Here is a 26,956-nt window from a genome sequence, read left to right on the forward strand (position 1 = left end):
AAGAAACGACTAGGAAGGAACGCGACGATGGAACAAACTTGGCGCTGGTTCGGGCCGGACGATGTGGTGACGCTCGCCCAGGCACGGCAGGCGGGCGCGCAAGGCATCGTCAATGCGCTGCACCAGATTCCCTATGGCGTCGTCTGGAGCGTCGAGGAGATCGAGGCGCGCAAGGCGATCATCGAAAAGGACAAGAGCCTCGGCCTGCGCTGGTCCGTGGTCGAGAGCCTGCCGATCCATGAAAGCGTCAAGATCGGCGAAGGCGACCTGGAGCCGATCTTCGTCAACTATCGCCAGTCGCTGCGCAATCTCGCCGCCTGCGGCATCGAGGTGGTCTGCTACAACTTCATGCCGGTCCTCGACTGGACCCGGACGGAACTCGCCTGCCCCCTGCCCGGCGGCGGCACGGCGCTGCGCTTCAACCTGCATGAATATGTCGCCTTCGACCATTTCATGCTGGAGCGCCCCGGCGCTGCCGACGGCCATTCAGCCGAGGTGATGGACCGGGCCAAGGCCTGGTTCGAGCGCTCGACCGAGGCCGACCGCGCCCGTCTGCTCGCCAATATCATGGCCGGGCTGCCCGGCGCCTATGATCGCTATGACGTGCCCGGCCTGAAGCGCATGCTCGCGCGCTATCATGAAATGAGCCATGACGGGTTGCGCGCCAATCTGAAGCGGTTCCTCGAAGCGGTGATCCCGACTGCCGAAGAGGTCGGGATCCGAATGTGCATCCATCCCGACGATCCGCCACGCCCGCTCTTCGGGCTGCCGCGGATCTGCTCGGATGAGAGCGACATCGCCTTCATTCTCGATGCGGTCGACAGCCCGTCCAATGGTCTGACCCTGTGCTCGGGCTCGCTGGGCGCCAACCCAGGGAACGACGTGCCCGGTATCGCCCGGCGCTTCGCCGACCGGATCTGGTTCGCGCATCTGCGCAATGTCGCCAAGGATCCCGATGGCTCCTTCATGGAGGCAGAGCATCTGGGCGGCGACACCGACATGGTGGCACTCGTGGATGCCCTGATGGCCGAGGAGCAGCGCCGCAAGGCCGCCGGCTGGCGCCATTGGCGCATCCCGATGCGGCCCGATCACGGCCATGAACTGCTCGACGATGTCGGCAAGGGCAGTTTTCCGGGCTACCCCGCCGTCGGCCGCCTGCGGGGCCTCGCGGAACTGCGTGGCGTGATGACGGCGCTGACCAGCCTGCGCGGCTACGACGCCTGATCAGGCAGCAAGACGCCACTCAGGCCAGAAGACGCTGATCGGCGAGCTGCACCAGCTTGCCGCCAGCGATCGTCGCAACGACGCGCGGCTGAGGTGCGTCCTCGACGATGACCAGGTCTGCCCTCATGCCCGGCGCGATGATGCCGCGATCGGCCAGGCCAAGCGCTGCGGCCGGGGCCTGGGAAACCAGCCTCCAGGCGTCGGGAAAGCTCGYCGTGCCGTTGCGCGCCAGCATGAAGGGCGCCAGCAGCAGCGCCGGATAGTAGTAATCCGAGGCCAGAATGGTGCAGAGCCGCTTGCCGACCATGTCCTCGGCGGCCGGGCAGCCGGTATGCGAACCGCCGCGCACGACATTGGGCGCGCCGAACACCGTCGCCTCGTCATGCGCGACAGCCTCGCGCGCCGTCGCCTCATCGATCGGGAATTCCGCCACGGTCACGCCGAGCGAGCGATACCAGCGCCGCATGTCCGGGCTTATGTCGTCATGCGAGAGTGTCGGAATGCCGGCGGCCAGCGAGATCTCCGCCAGCCGCGCGACGGATTCCGGCACCTCGTCGCCGCGGTCATGAACATTTTGCGCCAGGGCCATGAAGTCGTGATGCGAGAGGCCGGTGCGCTCGACCATCTTGGCGACCTTGTCCGGCCGGGTCGTCTCCTTGAGGATGCCGCCGGTATGGTCGTTGAAGGCCAGCACTCCGACGCGCCCCGCCTGCAGCCACTCGATGATCTCGGCCTCGGCATCGAGGTTGAAGGTCTCGTGGCGCAAATGGAAGCGCGTATCGGCTCCGAGCTCCGGCGCGAGCCGCGCAATCGCGTCGATCAGGCGCCGCGCATTCCCGGCTCCGCGCAGGCCGGGTTCCCAGGACCAGGTCACGCCGTGGAAGGCCGTGGTGATACCGCAACACAGCATCGCGCGATCGGCATCGCGCAGGGCGAGATCGATATCAAAGGAGACGCGCGGCCGCGGCATGATGTGCCGCTCGAAGGCATCGCCATGACAATCGACCATGCCGGGCAGGACGAGGAAGCCGGTCGCATCCAGGCGCAAGGCGCCGGCAGGAGGGGACGCATCGAGGGCAGCGATGGACGATCCATCGGTGACGAGATCGGCACGGGTGAGCACGGTGGTCAGAACTGTTCCGCCCGTGATATGAATTGACACGCCCGCCTCCGCCGCAGCCCCTGGGAGGGCGCGCTTGACGGGCCAGCATGACGGCAGGATGACAGAGGCCCCGGTCAGGCGAGCCTAGTAGATATCGGCCTGATAGCGTCCGGCCTTCTTCAGGGCACCGACATAGGCGACCGCATCGTCGGCCGAGCGCTTGCCGTGCTCTGCCACGACATCGACGAGGGCGCGCTCGACATCCTTGGCCATGCGCCTGGCGTCGCCGCAGACATAGAAATGCGCGCCCTCGTCCAGCCAGGCGAAGAGTTCGGCCCCACGCTCGCGCATGCGGTCCTGCACATAGATCTTCTCCCTGCCATCGCGCGACCAGGCGAGCGTCAAGCCGTGCAGGATGCCGTCCTGCTTCAGTTCGTTCAGTTCCTCCTCGTAGAAGAAATCGCTGGCCCGGCGCTGATGGCCGAAGAAGAGCCAATTCTTGCCCGGAGCCTTCGTCGCCTTGCGGTCCCGCAGGAATGCACGGAAGGGAGCAATGCCGGTGCCGGGGCCCACCATGATGACCGGTATCCGCGGATCGGGTGGCAGGCCGAAGCCGTGAGCGCGCTGGACGTAGACCGGCACCCTGTCGCCGGGGCTGACACGTTCGGCGAGATAGGTCGAGGCGACGCCCCAGCGCGGCCGGTTGCCGATGGCATAGCGCACCGTGTCGACCGTCAGTGATATGCGCCCCGGCGTGTCGGTGAAGGACGACGAAATCGAGTAGAGCCGCGGCTGGAGACCATCGAGAGCCTCGACAAAGGCCTCGGCAGAGAGCCGGGCCCTGGCGAATTTGTGCAGGGTTCCGAGAACGTCGAGCCGGTCGAGATCGCCGTCGGGGTCCTCGCCGGCGGCGAGGCGCTTGGCCGTCTGGCGTGTCTCGCCGCCCGTAACGTAGGAAATCAGCTGGAACAGTGCATCCGGCGCGGGCCCAAGCGCGACATCGGCGATCAGCACCTCGCGCAGGGTCTTGCCGCCGATATCGGCGTCCGGCCGTGCGCCCAGAAGTCCGATCACGGCATCGACGAGACGCGGGTCATTGCCGGGGATGATGCCGAAGGCGTCGCCGACCACGTAGTCGAGCCCGCTTTCGGTCAGGTCGAACTCGACATGATAGGTCTCCTTCTCGGACCCCTCGCCGTTGAGCTTGCGACGCGAGAGGAAGGTGGCGAAGGCCGGGTTTTCGCGTGAGCGGCCTGCTGGACCGGCCGGAGCAGTGGGTATGGCGACCTCAGCCGGAATCCCGGCGGGCTCGCCGCCCGCCGTTTCCGTCAGTGCCTTGAGCATGCGCAAGGTGTCTTTGCCACCAGGCGCGCAGAGGTTGAGCCGCGGCTCCTTGCCTTCGGCGATCGCGGCCGAATAGGTTTCGCAGACATAGCCGCACTGGCCGCAATCCTGCTGCGCCATCGCCGCGAAGAGCTTTCGCGGCAACGGCTTGCCCTCGGCGAGCTTCATCCGTTCGGCGATCTCCATGGCCGGGTCATGCCACGGGGCGCCGTCATCCTCCGCGCCACCGCTCATCAGGGCGGCATTCTCGGCCGTGGAGAGCGCCGTCACCCCGGTATTGTCGAGCGAAAGCAGGCCGGCGAAGAAACCGTTCAGCCAGGAGCGCTGCTCGTCGCTGAAGGGCGCTGTCTCCGGCAGGACCTGGACGAGCGGATTCCGCGTCTGCACGGTCATGCATCATCTCCCGTGGCGTCGACCAGTTCCTTGAGCGCTGCGACCTCGTGGCGGCGGGCGAAGGCGACGAAGCTCTCGTCCGGCGAGGCGCGGTGCATCTGCCAGGTTCGCAGGATCCGCTCGACCAGCGCGGGCGCATCCTCAGCCCGCACATTCGCCTGGAAGTCGCGCGCCATGCCGCCCTCGACGCCATAGCCGCCGCCGACGAGAAGGTTGTATCCGGGTACGGTGTCGCCCTCCTCGTTGATGGGCACCTTGGCGCCGATCAGGCCGAGATCGCCGATATAGTGCTGGGCGCAGGAATGGTGGCAGCCCGTCAGATGGATATTGACCGGGKTCTCCAGCGTCAGGCGCCGGTCGCAATGATCGGCGATGGCGAGTGCGTCCTCCTTGGTATGGGCGGCCGCAAACTTGCAGCCGGTCGCACCGGTGCAGGCAATCAGCCCGGCGCGGAGAACCGAGGTCTCGGCGGAGAGGCCGATCGCCTGAAGGTTGGCGAGGACGTCGTCGACCCTGCCATCCGGCACGCCGGAGATCAGCAGATTCTGCCAGACTGTCAGGCGAATATCGCCGTCGCCGCATTGCTGCGAGATCGCAGCGAGGACACGCATCTGCGCGGCCGTGAGCCTGCCGACCGGCAGCGCCACGCCGATCCAGTTCAGGCCGGGCTGGGCCTGGGCATGGACGCCGATATGGGCGAGGCGGTCATAGACGGGGCGCGGCTTCACGAAGCCCGTCTCGACGCGGATCAGGGTGCGGCCGAGCTTTTCCTCAACCGCGGCGAGGAATTTGTCGAAGCCCCAGGCATCGAGCACATATTTCAACCTGGCTTTGGCGCGATTGGTGCGATCGCCATTGGCGATGAAGACGCGCACGATCGCCTCGGCCACTGCGACGGCATCGGACGGTGCGACAATGATCCCCGTGTCACGGGCGAGATCGTGGTGGCCGGTGATGCCGCCGAGCGCCAGCCTGTACCAGATGCCCGGCTCGACCGGCCGGCCCGCACAAGAAGCGCCCTCCCCGACCTCGACGGCCTGGAACCCGATATCGTTGGTGTCCTCCAGCGTCGCGATCGAGCCTGCACCGTCGAAGGCGACGTTGAACTTGCGCGGCAGGCCGTAAAGCGAGCGGTCGTTGAGGATGTGATGGTGCCAGGCCCGAGCATGGGGCCGGGTGTCGAGCAGTTCGAGCGGATCGATGCCAGCGGTCGCCGAGCCGGTGACGTTGCGGATGTTGTCAGCGCCCGAGCCCTTGGCCGTCAGGCCGAGATCGGCGAGGCCTTCGAGCAGGAGCGGCGCGTTCTCGGCCGAAATCTCGCGAATCTGCAGATTGGCGCGGGTGGTGACGTGGCTGTAGCCACCGCCATAGCGCTCGGCGAGATCGGCGACACCCTCGAGCTGCCAGGCCTTGAGGATACCGTTCGGGATCCGCAGGCGGCACATATAGCTGTTCTGCGCAGGCGCTACGTAAAACAGGCCGTGATAGCGCCAGCGGAAGTTGTCCTCCGGTTTGGGATAGGTGCCGGAGGACGCCTGCTCCTTGAAGCGGGCATAGGCATCGAACGGATGCTCCGCCTGTTTCCATTTCTCCTGATCGACCAGCTTGCCTCCGGCCGCGACCGTGCGCGCCTGGGCCTCCCCATGCTCCTTGTCAGGCCCGGACGGCGGCAAAGCACCGCCTTCACCCGCACCGCCGAGCGGGCCGAGCCCACGCGCCGCCCGCGCCGACTGCATGCCGCTCATGAAGCCTTCGAGATAGCGCTTCTGGTCCGGGGTGAAATCGTTGCTCATCGCCGCGCCCGACTCACGCCGCCTCGACGAAGCGATGGCGCTCGTAGAGGAATTTCAGAACCGCCTCGCGTGCCGCGATATAGGTGCGGTCCGACACCAGCTCGAGGCGCTTGCGCGGGCGCTCCAGCCTGACATCCAGAACCTCGCCGATGCGGGCCGAGGGGCCATTGGTCATCATCACGATGCGGTCGGAGAGCAGCACGGCCTCGTCGACGTCATGGGTGATCATGATCATGGTGTTGCCGAGCGCGGCATGGATCTGCATCACCGAATCCTGGAGATGCGCGCGCGTCAGTGCGTCGAGCGCACCAAATGGCTCGTCGAGCAGCAGGATCTTGGGCTCCATGGCGAGGCCGCGGGCGATGCCGACGCGCTGCTTCATGCCCCCGGAGATCTCGGCCGGACGCTTGTCCCGGGCATGCCCCATCTGGACGAGGTCGAGGTTGTGCACGATCCAGTCATGGCGCTCGCCCCGCGACTTCGAGCGCCCGAAGACCTTGTTCACGGCCAGGGCGACATTGTCGTAGACCGTGAGCCAGGGCAGCAGCGAGTGGTTCTGGAAGACCACCGCCCGCTCCGGACCGGGGTCGTTGACCTCCTTGTTCTCGAGCAGCACGGCGCCCGCGCTGACCGGCGTCAGGCCGGCGATGATGTTGAGCAGGGTCGACTTGCCGCAGCCGGAATGCCCGATGATCGAGACGAACTCGCCCTTGTCGATGACGAGATTGATGTCCTTCAACACCTCCGTCGTCGCCGCTCCACGGCGGAAGCTTTTGTCGACATGGTCGATCTTCAGATAGGGCGTGCTCATGGCGCGTTGCTCCTCAGTTCACCGCAGTGCCGCGGGTGACGATCGCGCCGATGGAGGCGACCAGCCGGTCGAGGATGAAGCCGACCACGCCGATATAGACGAGCGCCACGATGATGTCGGAGAGGCGCGAGGAGTTCCACGCGTCCCAGATGAAGAAGCCGATGCCAACGCCGCCGGTCAGCATTTCGGCGGCAACGATGGCGAGCCATGACAGGCCGACACCGATGCGAAGCCCGGTGAAGATGTAGGGCGCGGCGGAGGGCACCATGATCTTGTAGAAGAACTCGATCTGGTTCAGTCGCAACACCTGCGCGACGTTGCGGTAATCCTGCGGGATGTTTCGGATGCCGACCGCAGTATTAATGATCACCGGCCAGATCGCGGTGATGAAGATCACGAAGATCGCGGAGGGCTGGCTATCGCGGAAGGCTGCGAGCKAGAGCGGCAGCCAGGCCAGTGGCGGCACGGTGCGCAGAACCTGGAAGACGGGATCGAGCCCCCGCATCGCCCAGATCGACTGGCCGATCAGAGCCCCGACCAGCACGCCGACGACGGCTGCCAGACCAAAGCCGATCGCGACACGCTGGAGCGAAACCAGGATGCGCCAGCCGAGGCCGATATCCTGGGTGCCGGCCCAGTAGAACGGCTCGGTGATCAGGTCTTTCGCCTCCTCCCAGATCTTGGTCGGTGGCGGCAGCGAGGATTGCGGCCCCGACGCGGCGATCTGCCAGAACAGCAGGATCAGCGCGACCGTGACGAGCGGTGGCACGAGATTCTGCAGAATCGGCTTGAACCAGGACAGGACACGCTGCGCCACCGGCTTCGCCAGCACAGGCGGCAGGCTCACCACCTCCGCCTTCGCTGCAGGCAGGGCGACGACCTTCGCCTCTGTCGCATTTTTCAAGGCAGCCTGACCCATCTCGTCGCTCCTCTCGATGTCATCCACGATCGTGACGCTCATGCCGCCGCCTCACGGTTCCGGTTGCCGGCGATGCGCCGGATCTCCGGCAGGCAGGACCCGCAATTCGTACCCGCCCGGAGCTCGCGGCCGATATCCTCGGCGGTGACGGCCGCGCCGCTCTCGAAGGCCGCGCGAATGGCGTTCAGACCAACGCCGAAACAGGCGCAGACGATCGGGCCGGCATCGGCTGCTCCGTCGAGCCTGCGCCCGGACAACAGGGCGAGCCGGTTCTCGGGCGCGTAATCGGGATCGGCGAATGCGAGCTTGACCGTGTCCCAGAGCGGTGCGCGATCGGCCGGGCCAGTGAACAGGGCCGCGATGAGCTTGCCGTCGCGGGTCACGGCGCAGCGATAGATGCCAGCCTTGCGGTCGAGCATCTCGACGAGGCCATCCTCCCCAAAGGCGGCGCGGCAGTGGGCCATCAGGTCGTCGGGCGTGGCATCGGTCGCAAACAGCTTGCCCTGCCCGCCCTCGACGGCGACCGCGACCCACCAGCTTCCAGCAGGCAGCGCGACCTGATCGCGCGAGAGCATGAAACCGCGCGCGGCATAGCTGACGGAGGTAATCCGGGAGGGTGTCGCCTTCATTTCAGGCTGGCCGGAATAGGGGTCGCATAGCGGCTGGACGGCCGCACCGATGCGGGCATGGGACGCCGTCTCGGCGGACCAGTGTATCGGTACGAAAAGCGAGCCTTCCTGGACGCCTGGATCGAGCGAGACCTTGAGGGTGACAGCTCCGTGGCTGGTCTCGATGCGGGCGAAGCCGCCATCGGCAAGGCCGTGGCGGGCAGCGTCCGCCGGGTTCACGCAGACCGAGGGCTCGGCGATATGGGCGCTGAGCCTGGGGCTGAGCCCCGTGCGGGTCATCGTGTGCCAATGATCGCGGACGCGGCCGGTGTTGAGCAGGAACGGGTAATCCTCGCTGACAGCCGAGGCCAGGGCGGGCGTGGCCAGGGGCTTCAGGCTGGCGCGGCGATCCCCTGTGAAGAAGCCGCCATCAGTGAATAGGCGTGCGGTGCCAAGCGGACGTCCCGCTGGTACCGGCCATTGCACAGGCGGGAGCGCGTCATAGGCGCGCCGATCGAGCGTGGCATGTGCGCCGATGTCGAAATCGCGGCCGCCTTCGTTCTCGAAGGCCGATAGCGCGGCATGCTCGGCATAGATCTCGGACGGGCCGGAATACGGGAAGGCCTCCGCGAAGCCGAGGCGCATGGCGACCTCGCAGATGATCCACCAGTCCGGCCGGACCTCTCCCGGCAACGGCAGGAAGGCCCGCTGGCGCGAAATGCGGCGCTCGGAATTGGTGACGGTGCCGTCCTTCTCGCCCCAGGCGGCGGCAGGAAGGATGAAGCTGGGCCCGGCGCGCAGGGTGTCGTTCGAGAGCACGTTCTCGGAGACGATGAGGAGGTCGAGCGTCTTCATCGCCGAGAGAACCTGATCGGCCCGCGGCAGCGACACGGCGGGATTGGTCGCCATGATCCAGAGCGCCTTGATCCGCTTTTCGGCGACCGCATCGAGCATGGCGACCGCCTTCAGCCCCTCTTGGCGAGCCATCTGCGGCGCCTGCCAGAAACGGCGGACGCGGTCGATCTCGGTCGGGGAATAGCCCATATGGGCAGCCAGCATGTTGGCGAGACCGCCGACCTCGCGCCCGCCCATGGCGTTGGGCTGCCCGGTCAGCGAGAACGGTCCGCAGCCCGGCTGGCCGATGCGGGCCGTTGCGAGATGGCAATGCAGGATCGCCGCGACCTTGTCGGTGCCCTGCGCCGACTGGTTGACGCCCTGGCTCCAGGCCGTCACGACGGCAGGCGTACTCGCCCAGAGCTCGTAGAAGGCGGCGATCTCCGCAGCCGCGAGGCCGGTGCGGGCAGCGGCGGACGCGAGGTCGGGCGCGATCTCGCGCGCGTTCGCCAGGGTCTCGGCGAAACCCGTGGTGTGGCGGGCGAGATAGGTCGTATCGGTCAGGCCGTGATCGACGAGGTGAACGAGCAGCCCTGCGAAGAGCACGCTGTCCGATCCCGGCTTCAGGGCCAGGACGAGATCGGAATCCTCGGCGGTCGCGGTAACGCGGGGGTCGATGACCACGACCCTTGCGCCGCGCTCGGCCCGGTTCTGCTGAATTCGGCGGAACAGGACCGGGTGACACCAGGCCGTGTTCGAGCCGACCAGCACGATCAGGTCGGCGCAATCCAGATCCTCATAGGAACCCGGCACCGTATCCGAGCCGAAGACGCGGCGCTGACCGGCAACGGTCGAGGACATGCAAAGCCGCGAATTGGTGTCGACATGCGGCGAACCGATGAAACCCTTCATCAGCTTGTTGGCGACGTAATAGTCCTCGGTGAGGAGTTGGCCGGAGAGATAGAAGGCGATCGCATCGGGGCCGTGCTCGGCGATGATGCCCTTCAGGCCGGCCGCGACCGCATCCAGCGCGACCTCCCAGGAAACCCGGTCGTAACCGCCTGACGCGTTGCGCTTCAACGGGTGCAATACGCGCTTGCCCAGACCCAGCGTCTCGCCGAGCGCGGAGCCCTTGGAGCAGAGCCTGCCGCGGTTCGCCGGATGGTTCGGGTCTCCAGCGATCGCCGCGCCACCTCTGCCGTCCGGTGTCGCCAGCACGCCGCAACCAACCCCGCAATAAGGGCAGGTGGTGAGGATCGGGCCGGAAGGGCAGAGCGGTGCGTCATGGCGCATGGTCAGGCGGCCTCCCTGACACAATAGGCTTCGCCGAAGGGCAGATCGGCGCGAATGGCTGAGATGTCCTGGCCAGCGCGGATCAGGCCGAGATAAAACAGTGCTCCACTTGTCTCCCCGACGAGGATGCAGCCGGCGAGCCGACCTTCGCGCAGGACGAATTTGCGGTAGATTCCGGCGGCCCGGTCACGCAGCACGACGATCTCGTCATCCGCGCCGGCTTCAAAATCGCCCGCCGAGAATACGCCGACGCCACTGACCTTGAGATTGGTCGCCAGCAGCGAGCCGGCATAGCTCGCCTCCTTGCCGGAGAGATGCGCCGCCAGCACGCGAGCCTGCTCATAGGCAGGCTCGACCAGCCCGTAGACCTGTCCGCGATGCTCGGCGCATTCGCCGATGGCGAAGATCGAGGCATCGGCGCTTGCCAGGCGATCATCGACGAGGATGCCGCGATTGACCGTCAGGCCGGCGGCCTTCGCCAGCTCCGCATTCGGGCGCACTCCGATGGCGATGACGACGAGATCGGCCGGAACGACGGAACCGTCCGCAAGCTCGACGCCCTCGACCCGGTCCGTGCCGACAAAACCCCTGGTCGCAGCATTGAGGCGAATGGTGATGCCACGCTTGTTCATGGCATGGGCGAGCAGGCCTGCGCCCTCGGCATCGAGCTGGCGCTCCATCAGGCGGTCGACGAGATGCAGCACTGTCACCTTGCCGCCGGCCCGGGACAGGCCATAGGCCGCCTCGAGTCCGAGGAGCCCGCCGCCAATGACGACGATCCTCGCCCCCCGCTCGGCCTGGGCGCGCAGAGCCTCGACATCGGCCGTATCGCGGAAGGTCGCAATACCCGGCAGGCCAATGCCCGGGAATGGCGGCTTCAGCGGAGTCGAGCCCGTCGCGAGCACGAGCCTGGCATAGGGCAGACGAAGCCCGCCTTCGAGCGTCACCGACTTCGCGGCCCTGTCGATGCTGGTGACAGCACGGCCGTAGAAGGTCGAGACGCCGCGCGCGCCCCACCATGCCGCTGGCTTGAGTTCGATTTCGGGCACACCGATCTCGCCCGCCAGCAACGGCGAAAGCAGGACGCGATTATAGGCGAGCCGTGGCTCGGCACCGATCACGGCTATGGAATAGCGGCCGAGTGCGCGCTGGCTGAGCTCGTCGACCAACCGCGTCGCCGCCATTCCCTTGCCAACGATGACGAGCGGTTCCGCCATCGCCCTAGGCCACGCGCTTGATCTTGAGCGCCTTGAGGTAGTCGAGCGGCGCCGCGGGGTCGAATTTCATGCCGTCGAAGAAGGTCTCGACACCGCGGCTGTCGGTGGTCGGGGCGCCCGTGACGCCGAGCGTCTTCGCCGCCTCGCGCCAGAGATCGGCGCGGTTGGTCTTGTCGACCAGGGCCTTGATATCGATCGTCGGATCGAATTTGCCCCAGCGGATATTCTCGGTGACGAACCAGGTGTCGAGGCTCTTCCAGGGATAGGACGTCGCGCCGCCCTCGCCCCAGAACTTCATGTAGAGATTTGTGCCCTTCACCTCGCGGCCATTGCCRTAGTTGATGTCGCCTTGCAGGCGCTTGTTGAGGTCGGCGACCGGGACGTTGAACCACTGCCGGCGGCCGACGATCTCGGAGAGCTCCTGGCGGTTCTCCATCTTCTCGCACCACATCTGGGCTTCCATGACGGCCATCAGAATGGCCTGGGTCGCCTTCGGATTGGCATCGACCCAGTCGGCTCGCATGCCCAGGATCTTCTCGGGGTGCTTGAACCAGAGCTCGCCGGTGGTGAGTGCGCTGTAGCCGATGTTCTGGTTGACGAGCTGCTCGTTCCACGGCTCGCCGACACAGAAGCAATCCATGGTGCCGACCTTCATGTTCGCCACCATCTGCGGCGGCGGCACRACGATGACCTTGATGTCGGTGTCGGGGTCGATGCCGCCGGCGGCCAGCCAGTAGCGGATCCAGAGGTCGTGGGTGCCGCCTGGGAAGGTCATGGCCGCGGTGAGTTCCTTGCCGGCGGCCCTCTTCCGTTCGAAGGCCTGCTTCAGCGGCGAGGCGTCCTTCTGGACGTTCAGGTCCTTGTATTCGTTGGAAACCGAGATCGCCTGCCCGTCCTCATTGAGGTTGAGCAGCGTGTACATCGGCAGGGGCTGGCTGTTCTGCATCACCTTGCCGGTGGTGTAGAGATGCGTCTTGGGGCGCAGGATATGGCCGCCATCGATGCCGTTCGCCTTGGTGCCGAGCGCCATGTTGTCGCGCGTCGCGCCCCAGGAAGCCTGCTTGGCGATCTCCATGTCGGGCACGCCATGCTTGGCGTAGAAGCCCTTTTCCTTGGCGATGATCAGGGGCGCGGAGTCGGTCAAGGCGATATAGCCAAGCCGCGTGCCCTTGACCTCGGGGCCTGTCCCCTGCGCCATCGCGCCGGAGGGAAAGGCGAGCTTGATGGCGCTGGCGAGCGCTGCGGCGCCGCTGAGGTTCAGCATCTCGCGGCGGCTGGAGCCGGACGCAAGCGACAAGGCCCTGGTCTGAATGGTCTTGGTCATCGATCGCCTTTCGCGTGAGCGTGGTGGGCTCGCTGCCGCCGAAAACGAAAACGCCGCGCGAAAGCGCCCTTGCGGGCCTCCTTCGACAGCGGCGTTGCTGTGCGTTCCGGTTCGAACTTGTCGCGGGCAGCATTGGCCGCGTCACGGCATTCAATACAAATGCCGTGCCAGCCGGCCGATCAGGTCCAAGCCCTTGAATTCCTTTGGTTTGATAAAGAGCAATGGGCTGCGCCGATCGCTCACGCCTGACATTGTGCGACGCACAAACAGAACGCAATCGCACAAATATTGGGCGAGCCTAAAATTTCAGCGGAGCGCCAGATCAAAGGCGGCAGGCCTGAAAACCGCCCGCGCCCTCTCGCTCATGCCCGGCTCCAGAACAAGCTGCCCTGCCCGCGCCATGGCGGCGAGCAGCCAGTCGGCATGCCCCGGCTCGGGACGCAGCGCCTTCTCGTCGAAGCGGATATAGGAGGCGACCCGCCGCACCGGCCGCCCACCGCCCTGAACGATCTCGCCGCGCAGGATCGCCTCGATCAGATCGACGGGCATGCCCAATCTCTCGGGCGTGGCGAGAAGCTCCGCCAGGCGGGGCCAGTTCGCCTCCGCGCCAGCCCAGCGGCTCGCATCGACAAGAGCCGCATTCAGCCGCGACACGGCCTCGCCGCGGCGCTCGACATCGTCGGCCCTCCAGGCCAGCGCCTTTTCCGGGCAATCGGCCTGCAGATCGACCCCGCAATGCAGGATGGCGCCGACATCGGCAGCAACAGCCAGGGTATTCCAGGGCGCGCCGGCACAAAAGCCGTCGGCACGACCGCTGCGCAACGCCTCGACCGTTTGCGCCGGAGGCACGATTTCGAAGCGAACATCCTGGCCGAGGCGGACGCCGCCTCGCGCCATCCAATCGCAGAGAAGATAGGTATGGCTGGAAAATCCGAAGACCGCGGCAAAAGTCAGTGGCGGCAGGCCTGAGGCCCTGCGCATCCCGACCAGCTTCGCCAGCGCGCGCGCCGAAACCATGGGATCGGCCAGATCCCCATCGGCAGCCCGCGCCAGTTCCTCGAAGCGACGCGTCGAGACCGTCACCGCATTGCCGTTCAAATTGAGCAGGATCGGGGCCGTCATCGGCGCGGTGACGCCGCCAATGCCGAGCGTCGAGGCTATGGCCGCCGGTGCCAGCATATGGGCGGCATCGAGGAGGCGCACATGCAACCTGTCGCGCAGGTTGGACCAGGAGACATCACGGACGAGTTCGAGGGCAAGTCCCCTGCCTTCCGCGAAGCCTGCATCAGCCGCCGCGACCAGCAGCGCGGCATCGACCAGAGGAAGAAAGCCGACGCGCAGGTGCAGAGTCATTTCAGCACCTCGGCCGCCGTGATGATGGAACGGGCAATTTCGACCAGCTTGCGCTTTTCGTTCATCGCTGTGCGGCGCATCAGGGCGTAGGCCTCCTCTTCGGGGAGTTCCTTGAGGCGCATGACGATGCCCTTGGCACGATCGATCAGCTTGCGGTCGTCGAGCTGCGATCGCACCTCGTCCAGTTCCTCGCGCAGCTTCCGGAAGGCGTTGAAGCGGCTGATGCAGGTCTGGAGGATGGGCTTAAGCCGCTCCTTCTTCAGCCCGTCGACGATATAGGCCGAGACGCCCGCCTCGACGGCGGCCTCGATCGMGGCCGCGTCCGACTGGTCGACGAACATGGTGATCGGCCGCTTCACGTGCTGGCTGACCAGGAACATGTCGGCCAACGCATCGCGGCTGGGATCCTCGAGATCAATCACCACCACGTCGGGATCATGCGTCTCGATGGCAGCGACCAAGCCATGCGTCGCGCCCATTCTGACGAGGTCGGTAAAGCCCGCCTCGCGCAAACCCTCGTCGATGATGGCCGCCCGGACCGGGTTGGCATCGACGATCAGGATCTTCAACGCAGGTGTCATGAGCCACGACGCCTAACGCATTGAGGGTAAGGCCCCACTCAACCCGACAGGATCGCGACACCTGCCAGAATGAGACCGCCACCTGCGACGCGGGCAAGCTGCGGCATCCGCACCGCGAACTGGCTCGCAAGAAGCAAGCCTACTCCATGCAAAGCAGATGTCGCGATCACAAAGCCGATCGCATAGCTCACACCGCTGGCATCCTCGGGCAGCTCGGCACCATGGGCAAAGCCGTGGAAGATCGCGAAGATCCCGCAGGCAAGGGCGCCGGCGGCGAGCGGCGGCGCGAGATTGAGCGCGATGGCAAGCCCGAGGATGACGACAGAAAAGGCGATGCCGACCTCCGCGCCTGGAAGCTGTCCCCCGGCCATGGCCCAGAGCCCGGCCAGCGCCATGGCCGAGACGAAGGCGACAGGATAGGCGATGCGCGCCCTGCCGCCGACGAGCCCGGCCCAGAGACCGACGGCGATCATCGCCAGCACATGATCCAACCCGGTGAGCGGATGCTGCAGCCCGTGAAAGAGACCATTGACGGAGCCGACACCGGTATGGGCAAGGGCGGGTGCCGCCATCATCGTCACGAGCGACGCCAGGGCGCCCGTCAATCGCGTCAGCATGTTCGCCTCCCCTATCCCCCGGCGCTCGCCCTCAGGCCGCCCACGGTCTCGATGAAATCCACCACCGCATCGACGCCCTCGCCCTCCCGCGTATTGGTGAAGACGAAGGGCCGCTTGCCCCGCATGGTCCTTGAGTCCCGGTCCATCACAGCAAGATCCGCGCCAACATGCGGAGCGAGATCGGTCTTGTTGATGACGAGCAGGTCCGAGCGGGTGATGCYCGGGCCGCCCTTGCGCGGGATCTTCTCGCCTGCGGCGACATCGATCACGTAGATCGTCAGATCGGCGAGCTCGGGCGAGAAGGTCGCCGCCAGATTATCTCCGCCTGACTCGATCAGGATCAGGTCGAGCGCGGGAAATTTGCCGCGCATTTCCTCGACCGCGGCGAGATTGATCGAACAATCCTCGCGGATGGCGGTATGCGGGCAGCCGCCGGTCTCGACGCCCATGATGCGCTCCTCGGGCAGAGCTCCCGCGACGGTCAGGAGACGCGCATCCTCCTTGGTGTAGATGTCATTGGTGATGGCGCAGAGATCGTAGCGATCGCGCATGCGCTTGCAGAGCACCTCCATCAGGGCGGTCTTGCCGGAACCGACCGGGCCGCCGATGCCGACGCGCAAGGGGCCGTGAGGAGAGCGGGTCATGAGCGGAACAGCCTCGAATACTGGGTTTCGTGGCGCAGGGACGCAAGGTCCGAGCGCAGCGCGCAGCCGCCGAGATCAGCGAGCGTCGCGGTTTCCGCGCGCGTGGCAGCCGCATGCAAGGACGGCACCAGCCCAGCCGTGATCCTCTGCCCGTCGGTCTGTCCGACGATGCCGAGCCTGACCGAGGCCGAAACCAGATTGGCGACGAAGGCGAGGCTGTAGGCTTCCAGCGCCGGGCGCAGCGGCACGTCATGGCCGCTGGCGGCGGACGCGACAGCGATGGGATAGGCGATGTCGCCCTCCCAGGCAGCGCGGAGCCGGTCACATGCCCCGCAAGGCCAGGCGGAACGAACGGCCGCCACGAACGCATTGCCCTGCGTCACCGTTTCCAGCCGGCGCTCCGCGGAGTTCGCCAGCGCCAGGGCCAGTTCCGCCACCTCGCTCAGCGCCGCGTCGTCCTCAGCCCCAAGCGCGTTGTAGGCGCACGTGAACAGGACGAGGTCGTTATGGAGCGAGCCGTGGCCGACGAGCGCATCGAGCCAATCGCGAAGCGTGTCGGCATTGGTGAGGTCGCCGGCCTCGAAGGCCCATTCAAGCCCATGCGAATAGGCAAAGGCGCCGACCGGGAAGGACGGCGAAAGCCAGACCATCAACGGCAGATGGGCGTGCGACATCAGCCCTCAATGGTCGTGCTTGTGACCCTTGTGCGCGTGTTCGGCGCCATGATGGTGGCCGTGGTCATGCTTATGATCATGATCGCCATGGCTGTGGTCGTGACCGCAGCCGCAATCCGCGCCATGGGCGTGGGCGTGGGAATGTGTATGGGCGTGGTTCGCGTGATCATCACGCTTGTTCTCATGGTGATCATGGCCATGGTGGTCGTCGCCATGGTGATCGTGAGCATGATCATGGCCGGCGTGAGCGTGCCCCTTTTCGTGATGAGCGTGGCCGTGATCGTGCCCGCAGCCGCAGGATGCATCATGCGCGTGATCGTGATCATGACCGTGTTCATGGTCGTGGGCGTGACCGTGATCATAGGCGCCGCGCTCAGGCTGGAACGGACGTTCGACCACGCTCATGGCGCAGCCCTGGCCACGGACCATCTCGGCGAGGACATGGTCGTTCTCGATATAGATCGCGTCCGCCGTGATCTCCGCGGGCGTGTGCCGGTTGCCGATATGCCAGGCGACGCGCATCAGCCGCAGCGGGTTCTCGGCCCGCACTTCGAGCAGGCTCTGCGCAGCGGCTCTGACCAGGACCAGGCCGCCGTCTTCGAGCTTCACGGCATCGCCATCGTTCAGAACCGTCGGCTTGTCGAGATCGAGCAGGATCTCGCGCCCGCCATCGCCTTTCAGCGCGATGCGGCGGCGATTKCGATCCTCATGGTCGAGCGTCAGGGTCTCGACGACCTTGTCCTGCTTGACCGCGGCCTTGCGGACGACGGAGGTGGCGCGCAGCATGATGGTACCCGTGACAACGAAATGGATCAGAGGCGATCGACCGATCGCGGCTCGACCACTTCGATCACCGGAGGCGTCGTGACGCAAGCCCCCGCGATCTCGAGGAACGCCTGAAGATGCGGCTGCTGCAGGTGGCGGTCGATATGCTCGCGCTGCTCCCAGCTCTCCACCGACACGAAATACCCGGGCTCCGTAATGCTCTCATGCATGTCATAGGCGAGACAGCCATGTTCGCGACGTGTCGCGGCGATACAGTCTTGCGCCGCAGCGACAAAGGCTGCGCGGGTTTCCGGGCGGATGCGCGCCCGCGCAATGACGATAACCGGATCCGACATACCGCGTTCTCCTCTCGTGCCTGAGGGCGCTTCACCCGCCCAGATAGAATACGCACGTTTCGGCGGGCTGGATGCAGCCGCCGCGCCCTCTGCAGCAGAATGGCGCAGAGGGTCCGGATGCGTGGGATGCGCTTGCGAAGGCGAGGAGCCGGATTTCGCCGCCCTTACCGTGGCCGCGCCTTCACCTCGGTGTCGAACTTCTTCAGCAGGCGCGAGCGTTCGGCCGAACTGCCCCAGCGCGGCGTATCATAGTCGATCAGTTTGATCTCCGAGAACTTTGGCGCGTCGGGAGAGAGTTCGGCGTTCCTGTTCGACGGGATCGAGTTGATCTTGAGCTTGGCGTTGATGTTCTGCGCCTCGGGCGAGAGCGTGAAATCGATGAAACGGCGCGCCGCCTCGGCATTCCTGCCGCCCTTGATGATCGAAACCGAGCCGGTCTCGTAGCCCGTGCCTTCGCAGGGCGCGACGGTCTGGATCGGCGCCCCCTGCAGCTTCTGCGTCAGCATGTCGTGAATGAAGGCGATGCCGATCGCCGTCTCGCCCAGCGCCGTCGCCTTGACCGGCGCGATGCCGGACTTGGTATACTGGTTGATGTTCTTGTGCAGGGCCTTGAGATAGTCGAAGCCCTTCTCCTCGCCGAGGCGCTGCACGGTGGTCGCGAGGAAGACGTAAGCCGTGCCCGACGAGCTCGGGTCGGCAATCTGGACCTCGTCGCGATAGGCCGGGTCGAGCAGGTCCGCCCAGCATTTCGGCTCGGGCAGGCCCTTCTTCTTCAGCATCTCGGTGTTGTAGCCGACGCCAAGCGCGCCGAGATAAATGCCGGAGGTGCGGAATTTCGACTGCTCGGCATGGCGCTGCGCCCAGTCATGCAGCTCGGCGAGCTTGGGCGAACGATACTCGTCGAGCAGCCCCTCCTCCGCAGCCTGCAGATGCGGCTCCCCGGGGCCGCCCCACCAGACATCGCCACGCGGATTGGAGGCTTCAGCCTTGACCTGCGCATAAACCTCGCCCGTGCTCTTGCGCACCATCGAGACCTTGATGCCGGTGGCGCGCTCGAACATCGTCGCGCCCTCACGGCACTGCTCTTCGAGAATCGAGCAATAGACCGTGACCTGCCCCTGCGCCGCGGCGGGCTGATAGGAGGCCAGAAGCGCAGCACTGGCGAGCCAGAACGACGCCTGGCGAGCGAAACGGAAACCGGACACGAGCTCTCTCCCTGGCAAACTTGCCTGCCTGACAAATTGATTTGCCGACGAAGAAAGAATGCGCGAGCGGCCTAGTCAATACGGAAGCGGCACAGCCCCCTGCGGTCCACAGTGCAAGGCGCCCCCCAATCGCTCAGAACAGGAAATAGCGCTGCGCCAGCGGCAATTCCCTGGCAGGCTCGCAAACCAGCAACTCGCCATCCGCCACCACCGCGTAGGTTTCCGGATCGATCTGGATGTCGGGCGTCGCGTCGTTGTGGATCATGCTCTTCTTGGAGATGCCGCCGCGCGTATTCTCGACCGCGACCATCTCCTTGTCCGTACCGAGGCGGGACCTGAGGCCGTTCGCTATCGCGGCCTGCGAGACGAAGAGCAGCGATGTCGTGGTCACGGCCTTGCCGAAGGCGCCGAACATCGGGCGGTAATGCACCGGCTGCGGTGTCGGAATCGAGGCGTTGGGATCGCCCATGGGCGCTGCCGCGATCATGCCGCCCTTGAGGACAAGATCGGGCTTGGCGCCGAAGAAGGCCGGCGACCAGAGCACGAGATCGGCGAGTTTGCCGATCTCGACCGAGCCGATATGGCGCGAGATGCCATGCGCGATCGCCGGATTGATCGTGTATTTCGCGACATAGCGCTTGGCGCGAAAATTATCGGCGCCAGTGCCGGCATCCTGCGGCAGCGGACCGCGCTGCACCTTCATCTTGTGCGCGGTCTGCCAGGTCCGGGTCACGACCTCGCCGATGCGCCCCATGGCCTGGCTATCCGAGGACATCATCGAGAGCGCGCCGAGATCGTGCAGGATGTCCTCGGCGGCGATCGTCTCCTTGCGGATGCGGCTTTCGGCGAAGGCGAGATCCTCAGGGATAGAGGGCGAGAGATGGTGGCAGACCATGAGCATGTCGAGATGCTCGTCGAGCGTGTTGACTGTGAAGGGCCGCGTCGGGTTGGTCGAGGACGGCAGCACATTGGGCAGGCCCGCCACCTTCATGATGTCGGGCGCATGGCCGCCGCCGGCCCCCTCGGTGTGGAAGGCGTGGATCGTGCGGCCCTTGAAAGCCGCGATCGTGTCCTCGACGAAGCCGCTCTCGTTCAGCGTGTCGGTGTGGATCATCACCTGGATGTCGTAGTCGTCGGCGACGGACAGGCAGTTGTCGATCGCCGCCGGTGTCGTACCCCAGTCTTCATGCAGCTTCAGCGCGCAGGCGCCGGCCTCGATCATCTCCGTCAACGGGCCCGGCAGCGCTGCATTGCCCTTGCCGGCGAAGGCGAGGTTCATTGGGAAGGCGTCGGCCGCCCTGATCATCTGGCCGAGATGCCAGGGGCCGGGCGTGCAGGTCGTCGCGAGCGTGCCATGGGCCGGGCCGGTGCCGCCGCCCAGCATCGTGGTGAGGCCGCTCATCAGAGCGTCCTCGATCTGCTGCGGGCAGATATAGTGGATATGGCTGTCGAAGCCGCCGGCGGTGATGATCTTGCCTTCGCCGGCGATGACCTCGGTTCCGGGACCAACGATGATGGTCTCGGACGGATCGAAGTTCCCGAACCCGTTCTGGATATCTGGATTGCCGGCCTTGCCGATGGCGCAGATGCGCCCGGCCCGGATACCGATATCGGCTTTGACGATGCCCCAATGGTCGAGGATCAGCGCGTTGGTGATGACGGTGTCGACCGCACCGGCGGCATTGCTGACCTGGCTCTGGCCCATGCCGTCGCGAATGACCTTGCCGCCGCCGAACTTCACCTCCTCGCCATAGGTGGTGAAGTCCTTCTCGACCTTGATGGCGAGCTCGGTGTCGCCGAGGCGCACCGTATCGCCGGTCGTGGGGCCGAACATGGCGGCATAGGCATTGCGCGGAAAGGGAAAGGGCATCTCGAAGTCCCTGGTCGGTTCTTGCGACGTGTTAGCAATTCTCAGGCCGATGCATCGGGCTCCGACTTGGCCTGCCGGTCCTCATCGCGCCGCTTCGTCTTGGCCTTCGCGCCTGCGGGCTTGCGGCGGCGGGCAGCCCGCAGGCTCTCTTCCTGCAGCATCTCGAGCTGGACCTGCTGGATCTCGGCCAGCCGCTGCCATTGCCGGGTGATCAGATGGTCGATCTTCTCGTGGAGATGGCGGATCTCGAGTTCGGCCTTGAGGTTGACCTGATAGTCGTTGAACGAGCGCAGGCGATCCTTCTGCTCCTGCCGCTTCTGGCTCATCATGATGATCGGAGCCTGGATCGCCGCGATGCAGGAGAGAACGAGGTTGAGCAGGATGAAGGGATAGGGGTCGAACGCCTTGTCCATCCCTTCCACGACATTGATCATCATCCAGATCGCCAGCACCACTCCAAAACTGATCAGGAAGGCCCAGGAGCCGCCGAAAGCGGCGAGACCGTCGGAGAGGCGCTGCCCTACCGTGCGCTGCTCCTCGAAATCGTCCTCGACATTCGCCGCGATGGTGTCCTGCTTGGCGATGCTTTCGACGACTTCACGGTCGAGCTCCGTGTACTCGCCATGCTCCTCGCGCAGGATTTCCTCGACATAGCGCGTGCGGTAGCGCGCGAGCTCCGTCTTGCTGATCAGGCTCTGCTCGGTGAGCTGCGGAAAATCGGACTGGATGCGCTCGGCCAGCGAAGGACGCAGCGTGGCGAGCGGGACGAGGTTCTTGCGGCTGGTCTCGACGCCCGAAATGGCGCAGGTCCCGCGCTTCTTTCCGTTCGCGGCCAGTTGTTGTGACGGTTTCTCTGCGATTTCGGTCATCGGCACTCTCACCCCGCACCGGCATCGGTCTCGCTAGAGCTTACCCATGATCTCCTGCCGGAAGCCATAGACCTCGCGCTTGCCGCCGAGCGCCACGAGCCTGACCTCGCGGGTCTGGCCGGGCTCGAAGCGCACCGCCGTTCCCGCCGGAATATCGAGACGAAAGCCCCTCGCCCTCTCGCGTTCGAAGGAGAGCGCGGGATTTGCCTCGAAGAAATGATAGTGGGAGCCGATCTGGATCGGCCGGTCACCGGTATTGGCAACCGCGAGCATCAGGCTCTCGCGACCTTCATTGAGAATGAGGTCGCCGGGCAGTGTCGTTACTTCGCCGGGCTTCAGACGCCCAGCCGAGCCGCGGATCGGCTCATGCACGGTGACGAGCTTGGTCCCATCGGGAAAGGTCGCCTCGACCTGCACGTCATGGATCAGCTCGGCGATGCCGTCCATGACCTGGTCGGCCGAGATCACATGGGCGCCGGCCTCCATCAGCTCGGCGACAGAGCGACCGTCGCGCGCACCCTCGACCACGAAATCGGTGATGAGCGCCACGGCCTCCGGATAGTTGAGCTTGACGCCGCGCTCCAGCCTTCGCCGCGCCACCATGGCAGCCATGGCGACGAGCAGCTTGTCCTTTTCGCGCGGCGTCAGGTTCATGCCTTTTCCTTCTCGTCTTCCTCGTCCTCTTCGGACTCGTCTTCCGAGGTCTCGACCTCTTCGTCGTCCTCGTCTTCCGCCTCGTCCTCATCGAGGTCGAGATCGGCGTATTCATAGGCGAAGACGATCTCGCTGGTGGCGGGATCGAAACTGCTCGTGGTGGATTCCTCGAAGGCGTCGATCAGCATCTCGGCATCATCGGGCCCGTCGACGTCAAAGCGACGCGTGACGGTTTCCCCCTCGCCAGCAAGCGCGAGTTCGACCGCCCAGCCCCGCGAGCCGGTGTCATAAATGCATTTCAGGCCTTGGATCGCCAGCATGGTGCTCTCCTCACGTGGACCATGTGCGCGGCAGCGCACGCCCCGTGACATGCCGAAGCAGCATGACGAGGGCGCGACGGAGCGCCAGGGCATCGCGGGAGAGAAGGCGAATGACGAGAAGACCGGAGACAAGCCCGGCCCCGGCTTCGACGGCGAGGCAGGCGGGGTCCTCGGCAAGCAGCGCACGAAGCTCATCGAGCCTGCCGGGATGTTCCGGGCCGGCGGCGATCACGGTTGCGACGGCCCGCGCCCCGGCGGCAATGGCATACCGCTCCAGCGTGGCGGCGACCGCACCGTCAATGCGAAGCTCGTCGGCGAAAATCAGGCGGCCATCGCGACGGATGCGCCAGCGGTCGTGAATGGCACCGCGCTGCATCGTCTCGCCCATGGCGATGCGACCGAAGACGATCGATTCACAGGCAACGAGGCGCGCGTCGGTGGCGAGGTCGATCGTCAGATTCCGGGCGAGGCGAGCGCCCGAGAACAGGATGCTCTCCTGCGGCAGCCAGGCGAGGCCCGCCCCGGCAGCAACCGAGAGACTGGTCTCGATCCGCGTGTCAGCGCCTTGGCTGCGATAGATCTTCTCGGCCGCCTGCGTGGTGATGACCGCCTCGGCCTGTGCCTCGATGGCGGCATCGACCCGCATCGCGTCGCCGCCGGCCATGCCGCCGCCGGTGTTGATCAGCACGGCCTCGCAGGTTGAGGCGAAGGTGTCGGGGAAGCGGGCGCGGTAGCCGCCGGACTCGGCGAGCTCGAGCCGGCGCGTCACTTCGCCGACCCTGGCGAAACGCAGCCGCACGCCGCCATTGGCCCTCACATAGGCCGGCAACAGCGGATCGGCGGAGGCCGGAAACGGCGGCGCGAACATCGAAGGCCCTGGCGCGAATGAACCTGAGCCATTCTCCGCCTRCGGCCTCGACGGGCAAGAGGCGGCGCCGTCAGCGCCGCCCAAATTTCAGGCAGGCGATGCCCGTTCCGCGGGCGTCGCTTCAGCCGGGGCCCGTTTCGATCAGGAAACGCATCACCTCGCCGCGCGTCGGCGCGCCAGCGCGACCGCCAAAGCGCGTACATTTGATCGCAGCGGCCGCCGAGGCGAAGCGGATGGCGTCGCGCTCGTCCTGTTCCTCGGCCAGCGCCAGCGCAAAGGCCCCGTGCCAGACATCCCCTGCGCCAAGCGTGTCGACGGTCTCGACCGCGAAGGCCGGCAGATGCGCGACTTCGCCATTTTCGATGAAGAGCACCCCCTCCTTGCCGAGCGTGACGGCAAGCCAGGTCGCTGACCCTTGCGCGATCCGGGCGAGGCCAAGGCGCGGATCCTCCTCCCCCGAGATCTCACGCAAGGCCTGGGCGCTGAAGGCGACATGGCTTGCGGTCGCCACGAGGTCGGGATGCGGCGGCCTGCGGTCGCCATCGAGCAGGCCTGGAATACCAGCCTGGCGCGCAAGCCTCAGCGCCGCGAGCGCTCCTTCGCCCCAGCGCGTATCGGCGAGCACGGCCTTCGCCCCGTCCGGCAGGGTTTTCGGGAGCCAGTCGGCGCTCTCCGGCATCGCCGGATCGGAATAGGAGACGACCATGCGTTCGCCAGCGGCATCGACAAGAATGGCTGAAACCGGTGAGCGCAACCCCACGGCGCGCAAGGAAAAGCGGGTATCGACGCCCTCGTCTGCGAGCTCAGCCACGATCTCGTCGCCGACGCGGTCGTCCGCGAGCCGGGTCGCCAGCCAGGATTGACCGCCGAGCCGCGCGATGGCGACCGAGGCATTGCCGGCGCAGCCGCCGCCGACCACCGCCAGATCGCGTGAGCGATATTTCTCGCCACGCGTCGGCATGGTCTCGACGCTGTAGACATAGTCGAGGGTTGYGATGCCGAGACTGAAGACGCCTGCCATGGATTTCAACCGCTGAAGCGATATTCGCTGACCTGCCGGTAGACCTCGCCGGGGCGCAGCACGGTCGTGGGGAAATGCGGCAGATTGGGTGAGTCCGGCACGTGCTGGGGTTCCAGCGCGATGCCGGCATTTGGACCATAGGGCTGGCCGTCGAGCCCCACCACGGAGGTGTTGAGCTTGAAGCCGTCATAGACCTGGAGCGCCGGCTCCGTCGTCCAGAGTTGCATCGCGAGCCCACTGCGCAGCGAGCGCAAGGTCGCGGCATGGGCGAGCGTCAGCCCGGCGAGCGCGCTCGGCTCACACTGGTCGCGGATCAGGACATAGTCGTGATCGAACCAGAAGCGCGTGCCGTCGGGGTTTGCGAAGCGGACCGCGCGCGGCTTGCGAAAATCGAAGGGCATGCCGGCAACCGGGACGAGCGATCCGTCCGGGATCAGGTCGGCATCGACCGGCGTCATCAGATTGGCGCGGACCTCGAGCTCGTGGTCGAGAATGTCGGGACCATCATCGAGCTTGAAATAGGAGTGATGCGCGAGATTGACGATCGTCGGCGCATCGGTGGTGGCGGTGAGTTCGATGCGCAGCRTTGCTGCCCCGACAAGGCTGTAGCGGCACCAGAGATTCAGCGCACCGGGATAGCCGGCATCACCGTCAGGCGAGACCAGGGCCAGCGTCACGCTTGCCGYGTCATGATGCAGGATCGTCCAGGGCCGCTTGCCAAAGCCCTGCCCGCCACCATGCAGCGAATGCCGGCCGTTCTCGTTCAGAGGCAACTGATAGGTCTTGCCGTCGAGCGTGAAGCGCCCGCCGCCAATGCGGTTGGCGAAGCGTCCGGCGATCGCGCCCATATGCGAGGCGTGCTGGGGATAATCGGCGGGATCGGCGAGCCCGAGTACGACACGCTGCGGCTGGCCGCTCGTCAGCGGCACGCGCAGATCGCGCAGCGTCGCGCCCCAGTCCATGACACGCGCCTCGGCCCCACCGGGCGAGCGAAGCACGATGTCGTGGATCGGCGTGCCGTCCGAAAGGGTCGCGGCGATAGCAGGCTTGGTCATGGGCATCACACCACCAGCAAGGAAACGCGGCCGAAGCCGCGCCCTCTCGTGCCCGATTTCATCGCCGCGCTCAACGGTCACACGCATGGGTCTGGCGCTTGGGCCCGGCGTTTGAGCCCGGCGCCTCGGCCCTCACCAAACCCCGGTATTCGGCATGCTCGCCCACGGCTCGGCCGGCGCCTTGGCGGGCCCCTTCTGCAGGATCTCGATCGAGATGTTGTCGGGAGAGCGGACGAAAGCCATGTTTCCGTCGCGCGGAGGGCGGTTGATCGTGACGCCCGCCTTCATCAGCTTGTCGCAGGTCGCGTAGATATCGTCGACCTCATAGGCGAGGTGACCGAAATTGCGGCCGCCGGTATAGACTTCCGGATCCCAGTTATAGGTCAGCTCCAGCGTGGGGCGGCCACGGCTGCCTTCGGCGCCCTTGGCGTCGGCGGCGTCGTCCGGCGCAGCCAGGAAGACCAGCGTGAAGCGTCCCTTCTCATTTTCGATGCGGCGGGTTTCGACAAGGCCGAACATGTTCACGTAGAAATCGAGTGACGCGTCGAGATCGGTGACACGCACCATGGTGTGGAGATATCGCATGCTTGGGGCTCCCCTTGTTCGGCCGGGTTGATCTCGCTCCTAAATCGGGCCAGACGCTCTGCTTTCCAAGAGGCGGCGCGCGAGGCGGGCCATGACGAGAACGCAAGACGTGGACACGAAACGCCCCGACGCCGCGACAATTTCCAGCATCAAGCAGCGTGCTGCCTTGCTGTCGGTGATGGCGACGCTCCTGCTGACCGGAGCCAAGGGCATCGCTGCGATCCTCTCCGGCTCGCTCGCCCTGCTGACCGATGCCTTGCAGGGGCTGATCGATATCGGCTCGACTCTGTTCACCTGGTTCGCGGTGCGGGCGGCCGACAAGCCGGCCGACGCGGAGCACCATTACGGCCATGGCAAGGTCGAGGCGTTGGCGGCGCTGGTCGAGACCGCGATCCTCTTTACGCTGGCCGGAGCTATCCTCTGGGAGGCGATCAGCCGGCTGTGGAGCGGTACGGTCGACGCCGTTACCGTCACGCCCATCGTGCTTGGCGTCATCCTCTTTTCCATGATCGTCGACGCGATCCGCTGGCACTCGCTGCGCAAGGTCGCGGCGGAAACGGGCAGCGAGGCACTGGCAGCCGAGGCGACGCATTTTTCAGCGGATTTCGTCGGCTCGGCCCTGGTTCTCGTCGGCCTCATCGCCGCCTGGTTCGGCTT

Annotated in this window: 26 protein-coding genes; 2 read left to right on the forward strand and 24 right to left on the reverse strand. The window is 66.0% G+C overall.

Annotation, left to right across the window (positions count from 1 at the left end):
- Positions 1–27: 27 nt before the first annotated feature.
- Positions 28–1,224 (forward strand): mannonate dehydratase, encoded by a 1,197-nt coding sequence (gene uxuA, locus AC1D34_RS04410; protein WP_476823584.1) that lies wholly within the window; start codon positions 28–30, stop codon positions 1,222–1,224.
- Positions 1,225–1,243: 19 nt separating this feature from the next.
- Here the strand turns inward: uxuA and AC1D34_RS04415 are convergent, their stop codons facing one another.
- The 24 genes from AC1D34_RS04415 to AC1D34_RS04530 form a co-directional block, all read right to left on the reverse strand.
- Positions 1,244–2,386, reverse strand: a complete 1,143-nt coding sequence (locus AC1D34_RS04415) for an alpha-D-ribose 1-methylphosphonate 5-triphosphate diphosphatase (protein WP_476823585.1) — start codon at positions 2,384–2,386, stop codon at positions 1,244–1,246.
- 84 nt (positions 2,387–2,470) lie between these two features.
- Entirely contained in the window at positions 2,471–4,063 is a 1,593-nt protein-coding gene (locus tag AC1D34_RS04420) for a sulfite reductase subunit alpha (protein WP_476823586.1), read from the reverse strand.
- Positions 4,060–5,856, reverse strand: coding sequence for a NirA family protein (locus AC1D34_RS04425; protein WP_476823587.1), 1,797 nt, complete (start codon positions 5,854–5,856; stop codon positions 4,060–4,062). The genes AC1D34_RS04420 and AC1D34_RS04425 overlap by 4 nt, the downstream gene beginning before the upstream one ends.
- Before the next feature lie 13 nt (positions 5,857–5,869).
- Positions 5,870–6,667, reverse strand: a complete 798-nt coding sequence (locus AC1D34_RS04430; RefSeq protein WP_476823588.1) for an ABC transporter ATP-binding protein — start codon at positions 6,665–6,667, stop codon at positions 5,870–5,872.
- A 13-nt stretch (positions 6,668–6,680) separates the two neighbouring features.
- A complete protein-coding gene (ntrB, locus tag AC1D34_RS04435; RefSeq protein ID WP_476823605.1) occupies positions 6,681–7,586 on the reverse strand; it encodes a nitrate ABC transporter permease in 906 nt (301 codons plus the stop codon).
- A gap of 38 nt (positions 7,587–7,624) precedes the next feature.
- On the reverse strand, positions 7,625–10,321 hold the full coding sequence (locus AC1D34_RS04440; protein WP_476823589.1) for a molybdopterin-dependent oxidoreductase: 2,697 nt from the start codon (positions 10,319–10,321) through the stop codon (positions 7,625–7,627).
- Positions 10,322–10,323: 2 nt separating this feature from the next.
- Positions 10,324–11,538, reverse strand: coding sequence for an NAD(P)/FAD-dependent oxidoreductase (locus tag AC1D34_RS04445; RefSeq protein ID WP_476823590.1), 1,215 nt, complete (start codon positions 11,536–11,538; stop codon positions 10,324–10,326).
- 4 nt (positions 11,539–11,542) lie between these two features.
- Positions 11,543–12,862: a CmpA/NrtA family ABC transporter substrate-binding protein gene (locus tag AC1D34_RS04450; RefSeq protein WP_069877244.1), complete on the reverse strand. Its 1,320-nt coding sequence runs from the start codon at positions 12,860–12,862 to the stop codon at positions 11,543–11,545.
- Positions 12,863–13,168: 306 nt separating this feature from the next.
- Positions 13,169–14,215: a CmpA/NrtA family ABC transporter substrate-binding protein gene (locus AC1D34_RS04455; RefSeq protein ID WP_476823591.1), complete on the reverse strand. Its 1,047-nt coding sequence runs from the start codon at positions 14,213–14,215 to the stop codon at positions 13,169–13,171.
- Positions 14,212–14,796, reverse strand: coding sequence for an ANTAR domain-containing response regulator (locus tag AC1D34_RS04460; RefSeq protein ID WP_476823592.1), 585 nt, complete (start codon positions 14,794–14,796; stop codon positions 14,212–14,214). The genes AC1D34_RS04455 and AC1D34_RS04460 overlap by 4 nt, the downstream gene beginning before the upstream one ends.
- A gap of 38 nt (positions 14,797–14,834) precedes the next feature.
- A complete protein-coding gene (locus AC1D34_RS04465) occupies positions 14,835–15,413 on the reverse strand; it encodes a HupE/UreJ family protein (protein WP_476823593.1) in 579 nt (192 codons plus the stop codon).
- Positions 15,414–15,424: 11 nt separating this feature from the next.
- A complete protein-coding gene (gene ureG, locus AC1D34_RS04470; RefSeq protein WP_476823594.1) occupies positions 15,425–16,057 on the reverse strand; it encodes an urease accessory protein UreG in 633 nt (210 codons plus the stop codon).
- Positions 16,054–16,731 (reverse strand): urease accessory protein UreF, encoded by a 678-nt coding sequence (locus AC1D34_RS04475; RefSeq protein ID WP_476823595.1) that lies wholly within the window; start codon positions 16,729–16,731, stop codon positions 16,054–16,056. The genes ureG and AC1D34_RS04475 overlap by 4 nt, the downstream gene beginning before the upstream one ends.
- 6 nt (positions 16,732–16,737) lie before the next feature.
- Complete coding sequence (gene ureE, locus AC1D34_RS04480; RefSeq protein WP_476823596.1) at positions 16,738–17,517, reverse strand: urease accessory protein UreE; 780 nt, start codon at positions 17,515–17,517, stop codon at positions 16,738–16,740.
- Between the two features lie 26 nt (positions 17,518–17,543).
- Entirely contained in the window at positions 17,544–17,852 is a 309-nt protein-coding gene (locus AC1D34_RS04485; protein ID WP_113514657.1) for a putative quinol monooxygenase, read from the reverse strand.
- Positions 17,853–18,016: 164 nt separating this feature from the next.
- Positions 18,017–19,057, reverse strand: coding sequence for an ABC transporter substrate-binding protein (locus AC1D34_RS04490; protein ID WP_476823597.1), 1,041 nt, complete (start codon positions 19,055–19,057; stop codon positions 18,017–18,019).
- Between the two features lie 133 nt (positions 19,058–19,190).
- Complete coding sequence (ureC, locus tag AC1D34_RS04495) at positions 19,191–20,927, reverse strand: urease subunit alpha (protein ID WP_476823598.1); 1,737 nt, start codon at positions 20,925–20,927, stop codon at positions 19,191–19,193.
- 41 nt (positions 20,928–20,968) lie between these two features.
- Positions 20,969–21,796, reverse strand: coding sequence for a DUF1003 domain-containing protein (locus AC1D34_RS04500; RefSeq protein ID WP_476823599.1), 828 nt, complete (start codon positions 21,794–21,796; stop codon positions 20,969–20,971).
- A gap of 33 nt (positions 21,797–21,829) precedes the next feature.
- A complete protein-coding gene (locus tag AC1D34_RS04505; RefSeq protein ID WP_069877252.1) occupies positions 21,830–22,450 on the reverse strand; it encodes an urease subunit gamma in 621 nt (206 codons plus the stop codon).
- A complete protein-coding gene (locus AC1D34_RS04510; RefSeq protein ID WP_476823600.1) occupies positions 22,447–22,770 on the reverse strand; it encodes a hypothetical protein in 324 nt (107 codons plus the stop codon). Before AC1D34_RS04510 ends, AC1D34_RS04505 begins: the two co-directional genes overlap by 4 nt.
- Before the next feature lie 10 nt (positions 22,771–22,780).
- A complete protein-coding gene (locus AC1D34_RS04515; RefSeq protein ID WP_476823601.1) occupies positions 22,781–23,638 on the reverse strand; it encodes an urease accessory protein UreD in 858 nt (285 codons plus the stop codon).
- A 121-nt stretch (positions 23,639–23,759) separates the two neighbouring features.
- A complete protein-coding gene (locus AC1D34_RS04520) occupies positions 23,760–24,659 on the reverse strand; it encodes a PfkB family carbohydrate kinase (RefSeq protein ID WP_476823602.1) in 900 nt (299 codons plus the stop codon).
- Positions 24,660–24,664: 5 nt separating this feature from the next.
- Positions 24,665–25,714: an aldose epimerase family protein gene (locus AC1D34_RS04525; RefSeq protein ID WP_476823603.1), complete on the reverse strand. Its 1,050-nt coding sequence runs from the start codon at positions 25,712–25,714 to the stop codon at positions 24,665–24,667.
- A gap of 132 nt (positions 25,715–25,846) precedes the next feature.
- Entirely contained in the window at positions 25,847–26,299 is a 453-nt protein-coding gene (locus AC1D34_RS04530; protein ID WP_441506607.1) for a VOC family protein, read from the reverse strand.
- Positions 26,300–26,408: 109 nt separating this feature from the next.
- Here AC1D34_RS04530 and AC1D34_RS04535 point away from each other — a divergent pair.
- Positions 26,409–26,956, forward strand: a 548-nt coding sequence (locus AC1D34_RS04535) for a cation diffusion facilitator family transporter (protein ID WP_476823604.1), incomplete at its 3' end; no start/stop codon positions are given.

This window comes from Allobosea sp. P1_A7 (assembly GCF_056406775.1).

Bases quoted from the DNA above. Each gene is read 5' to 3' on its own strand.
- AC1D34_RS04510 (WP_476823600.1), bottom strand. From the start codon at position 22,770: ATGCTGGCGATCCAAGGCCTGAAATGCATTTATGACACCGGCTCGCGG.
- AC1D34_RS04500 (WP_476823599.1), bottom strand. From the start codon at position 21,796: ATGACCGAAATCGCAGAGAAACCGTCACAACAACTGGCCGCGAACGGA.
- AC1D34_RS04445 (WP_476823590.1), bottom strand. From the start codon at position 11,538: ATGGCGGAACCGCTCGTCATCGTTGGCAAGGGAATGGCGGCGACGCGG.
- AC1D34_RS04475 (WP_476823595.1), bottom strand. From the start codon at position 16,731: ATGTCGCACGCCCATCTGCCGTTGATGGTCTGGCTTTCGCCGTCCTTC.
- AC1D34_RS04530 (WP_441506607.1), bottom strand. From the start codon at position 26,299: ATGCGATATCTCCACACCATGGTGCGTGTCACCGATCTCGACGCGTCA.
- AC1D34_RS04515 (WP_476823601.1), bottom strand. From the start codon at position 23,638: ATGTTCGCGCCGCCGTTTCCGGCCTCCGCCGATCCGCTGTTGCCGGCC.
- AC1D34_RS04430 (WP_476823588.1), bottom strand. From the start codon at position 6,667: ATGAGCACGCCCTATCTGAAGATCGACCATGTCGACAAAAGCTTCCGC.
- AC1D34_RS04420 (WP_476823586.1), bottom strand. From the start codon at position 4,063: ATGACCGTGCAGACGCGGAATCCGCTCGTCCAGGTCCTGCCGGAGACA.
- ureC (WP_476823598.1), bottom strand. From the start codon at position 20,927: ATGCCCTTTCCCTTTCCGCGCAATGCCTATGCCGCCATGTTCGGCCCC.
- AC1D34_RS04455 (WP_476823591.1), bottom strand. From the start codon at position 14,215: ATGACTCTGCACCTGCGCGTCGGCTTTCTTCCTCTGGTCGATGCCGCG.
- AC1D34_RS04440 (WP_476823589.1), bottom strand. From the start codon at position 10,321: ATGCGCCATGACGCACCGCTCTGCCCTTCCGGCCCGATCCTCACCACC.
- uxuA (WP_476823584.1), top strand. From the start codon at position 28: ATGGAACAAACTTGGCGCTGGTTCGGGCCGGACGATGTGGTGACGCTC.
- AC1D34_RS04485 (WP_113514657.1), bottom strand. From the start codon at position 17,852: ATGTCGGATCCGGTTATCGTCATTGCGCGGGCGCGCATCCGCCCGGAA.
- AC1D34_RS04505 (WP_069877252.1), bottom strand. From the start codon at position 22,450: ATGAACCTGACGCCGCGCGAAAAGGACAAGCTGCTCGTCGCCATGGCT.
- AC1D34_RS04465 (WP_476823593.1), bottom strand. From the start codon at position 15,413: ATGCTGACGCGATTGACGGGCGCCCTGGCGTCGCTCGTGACGATGATG.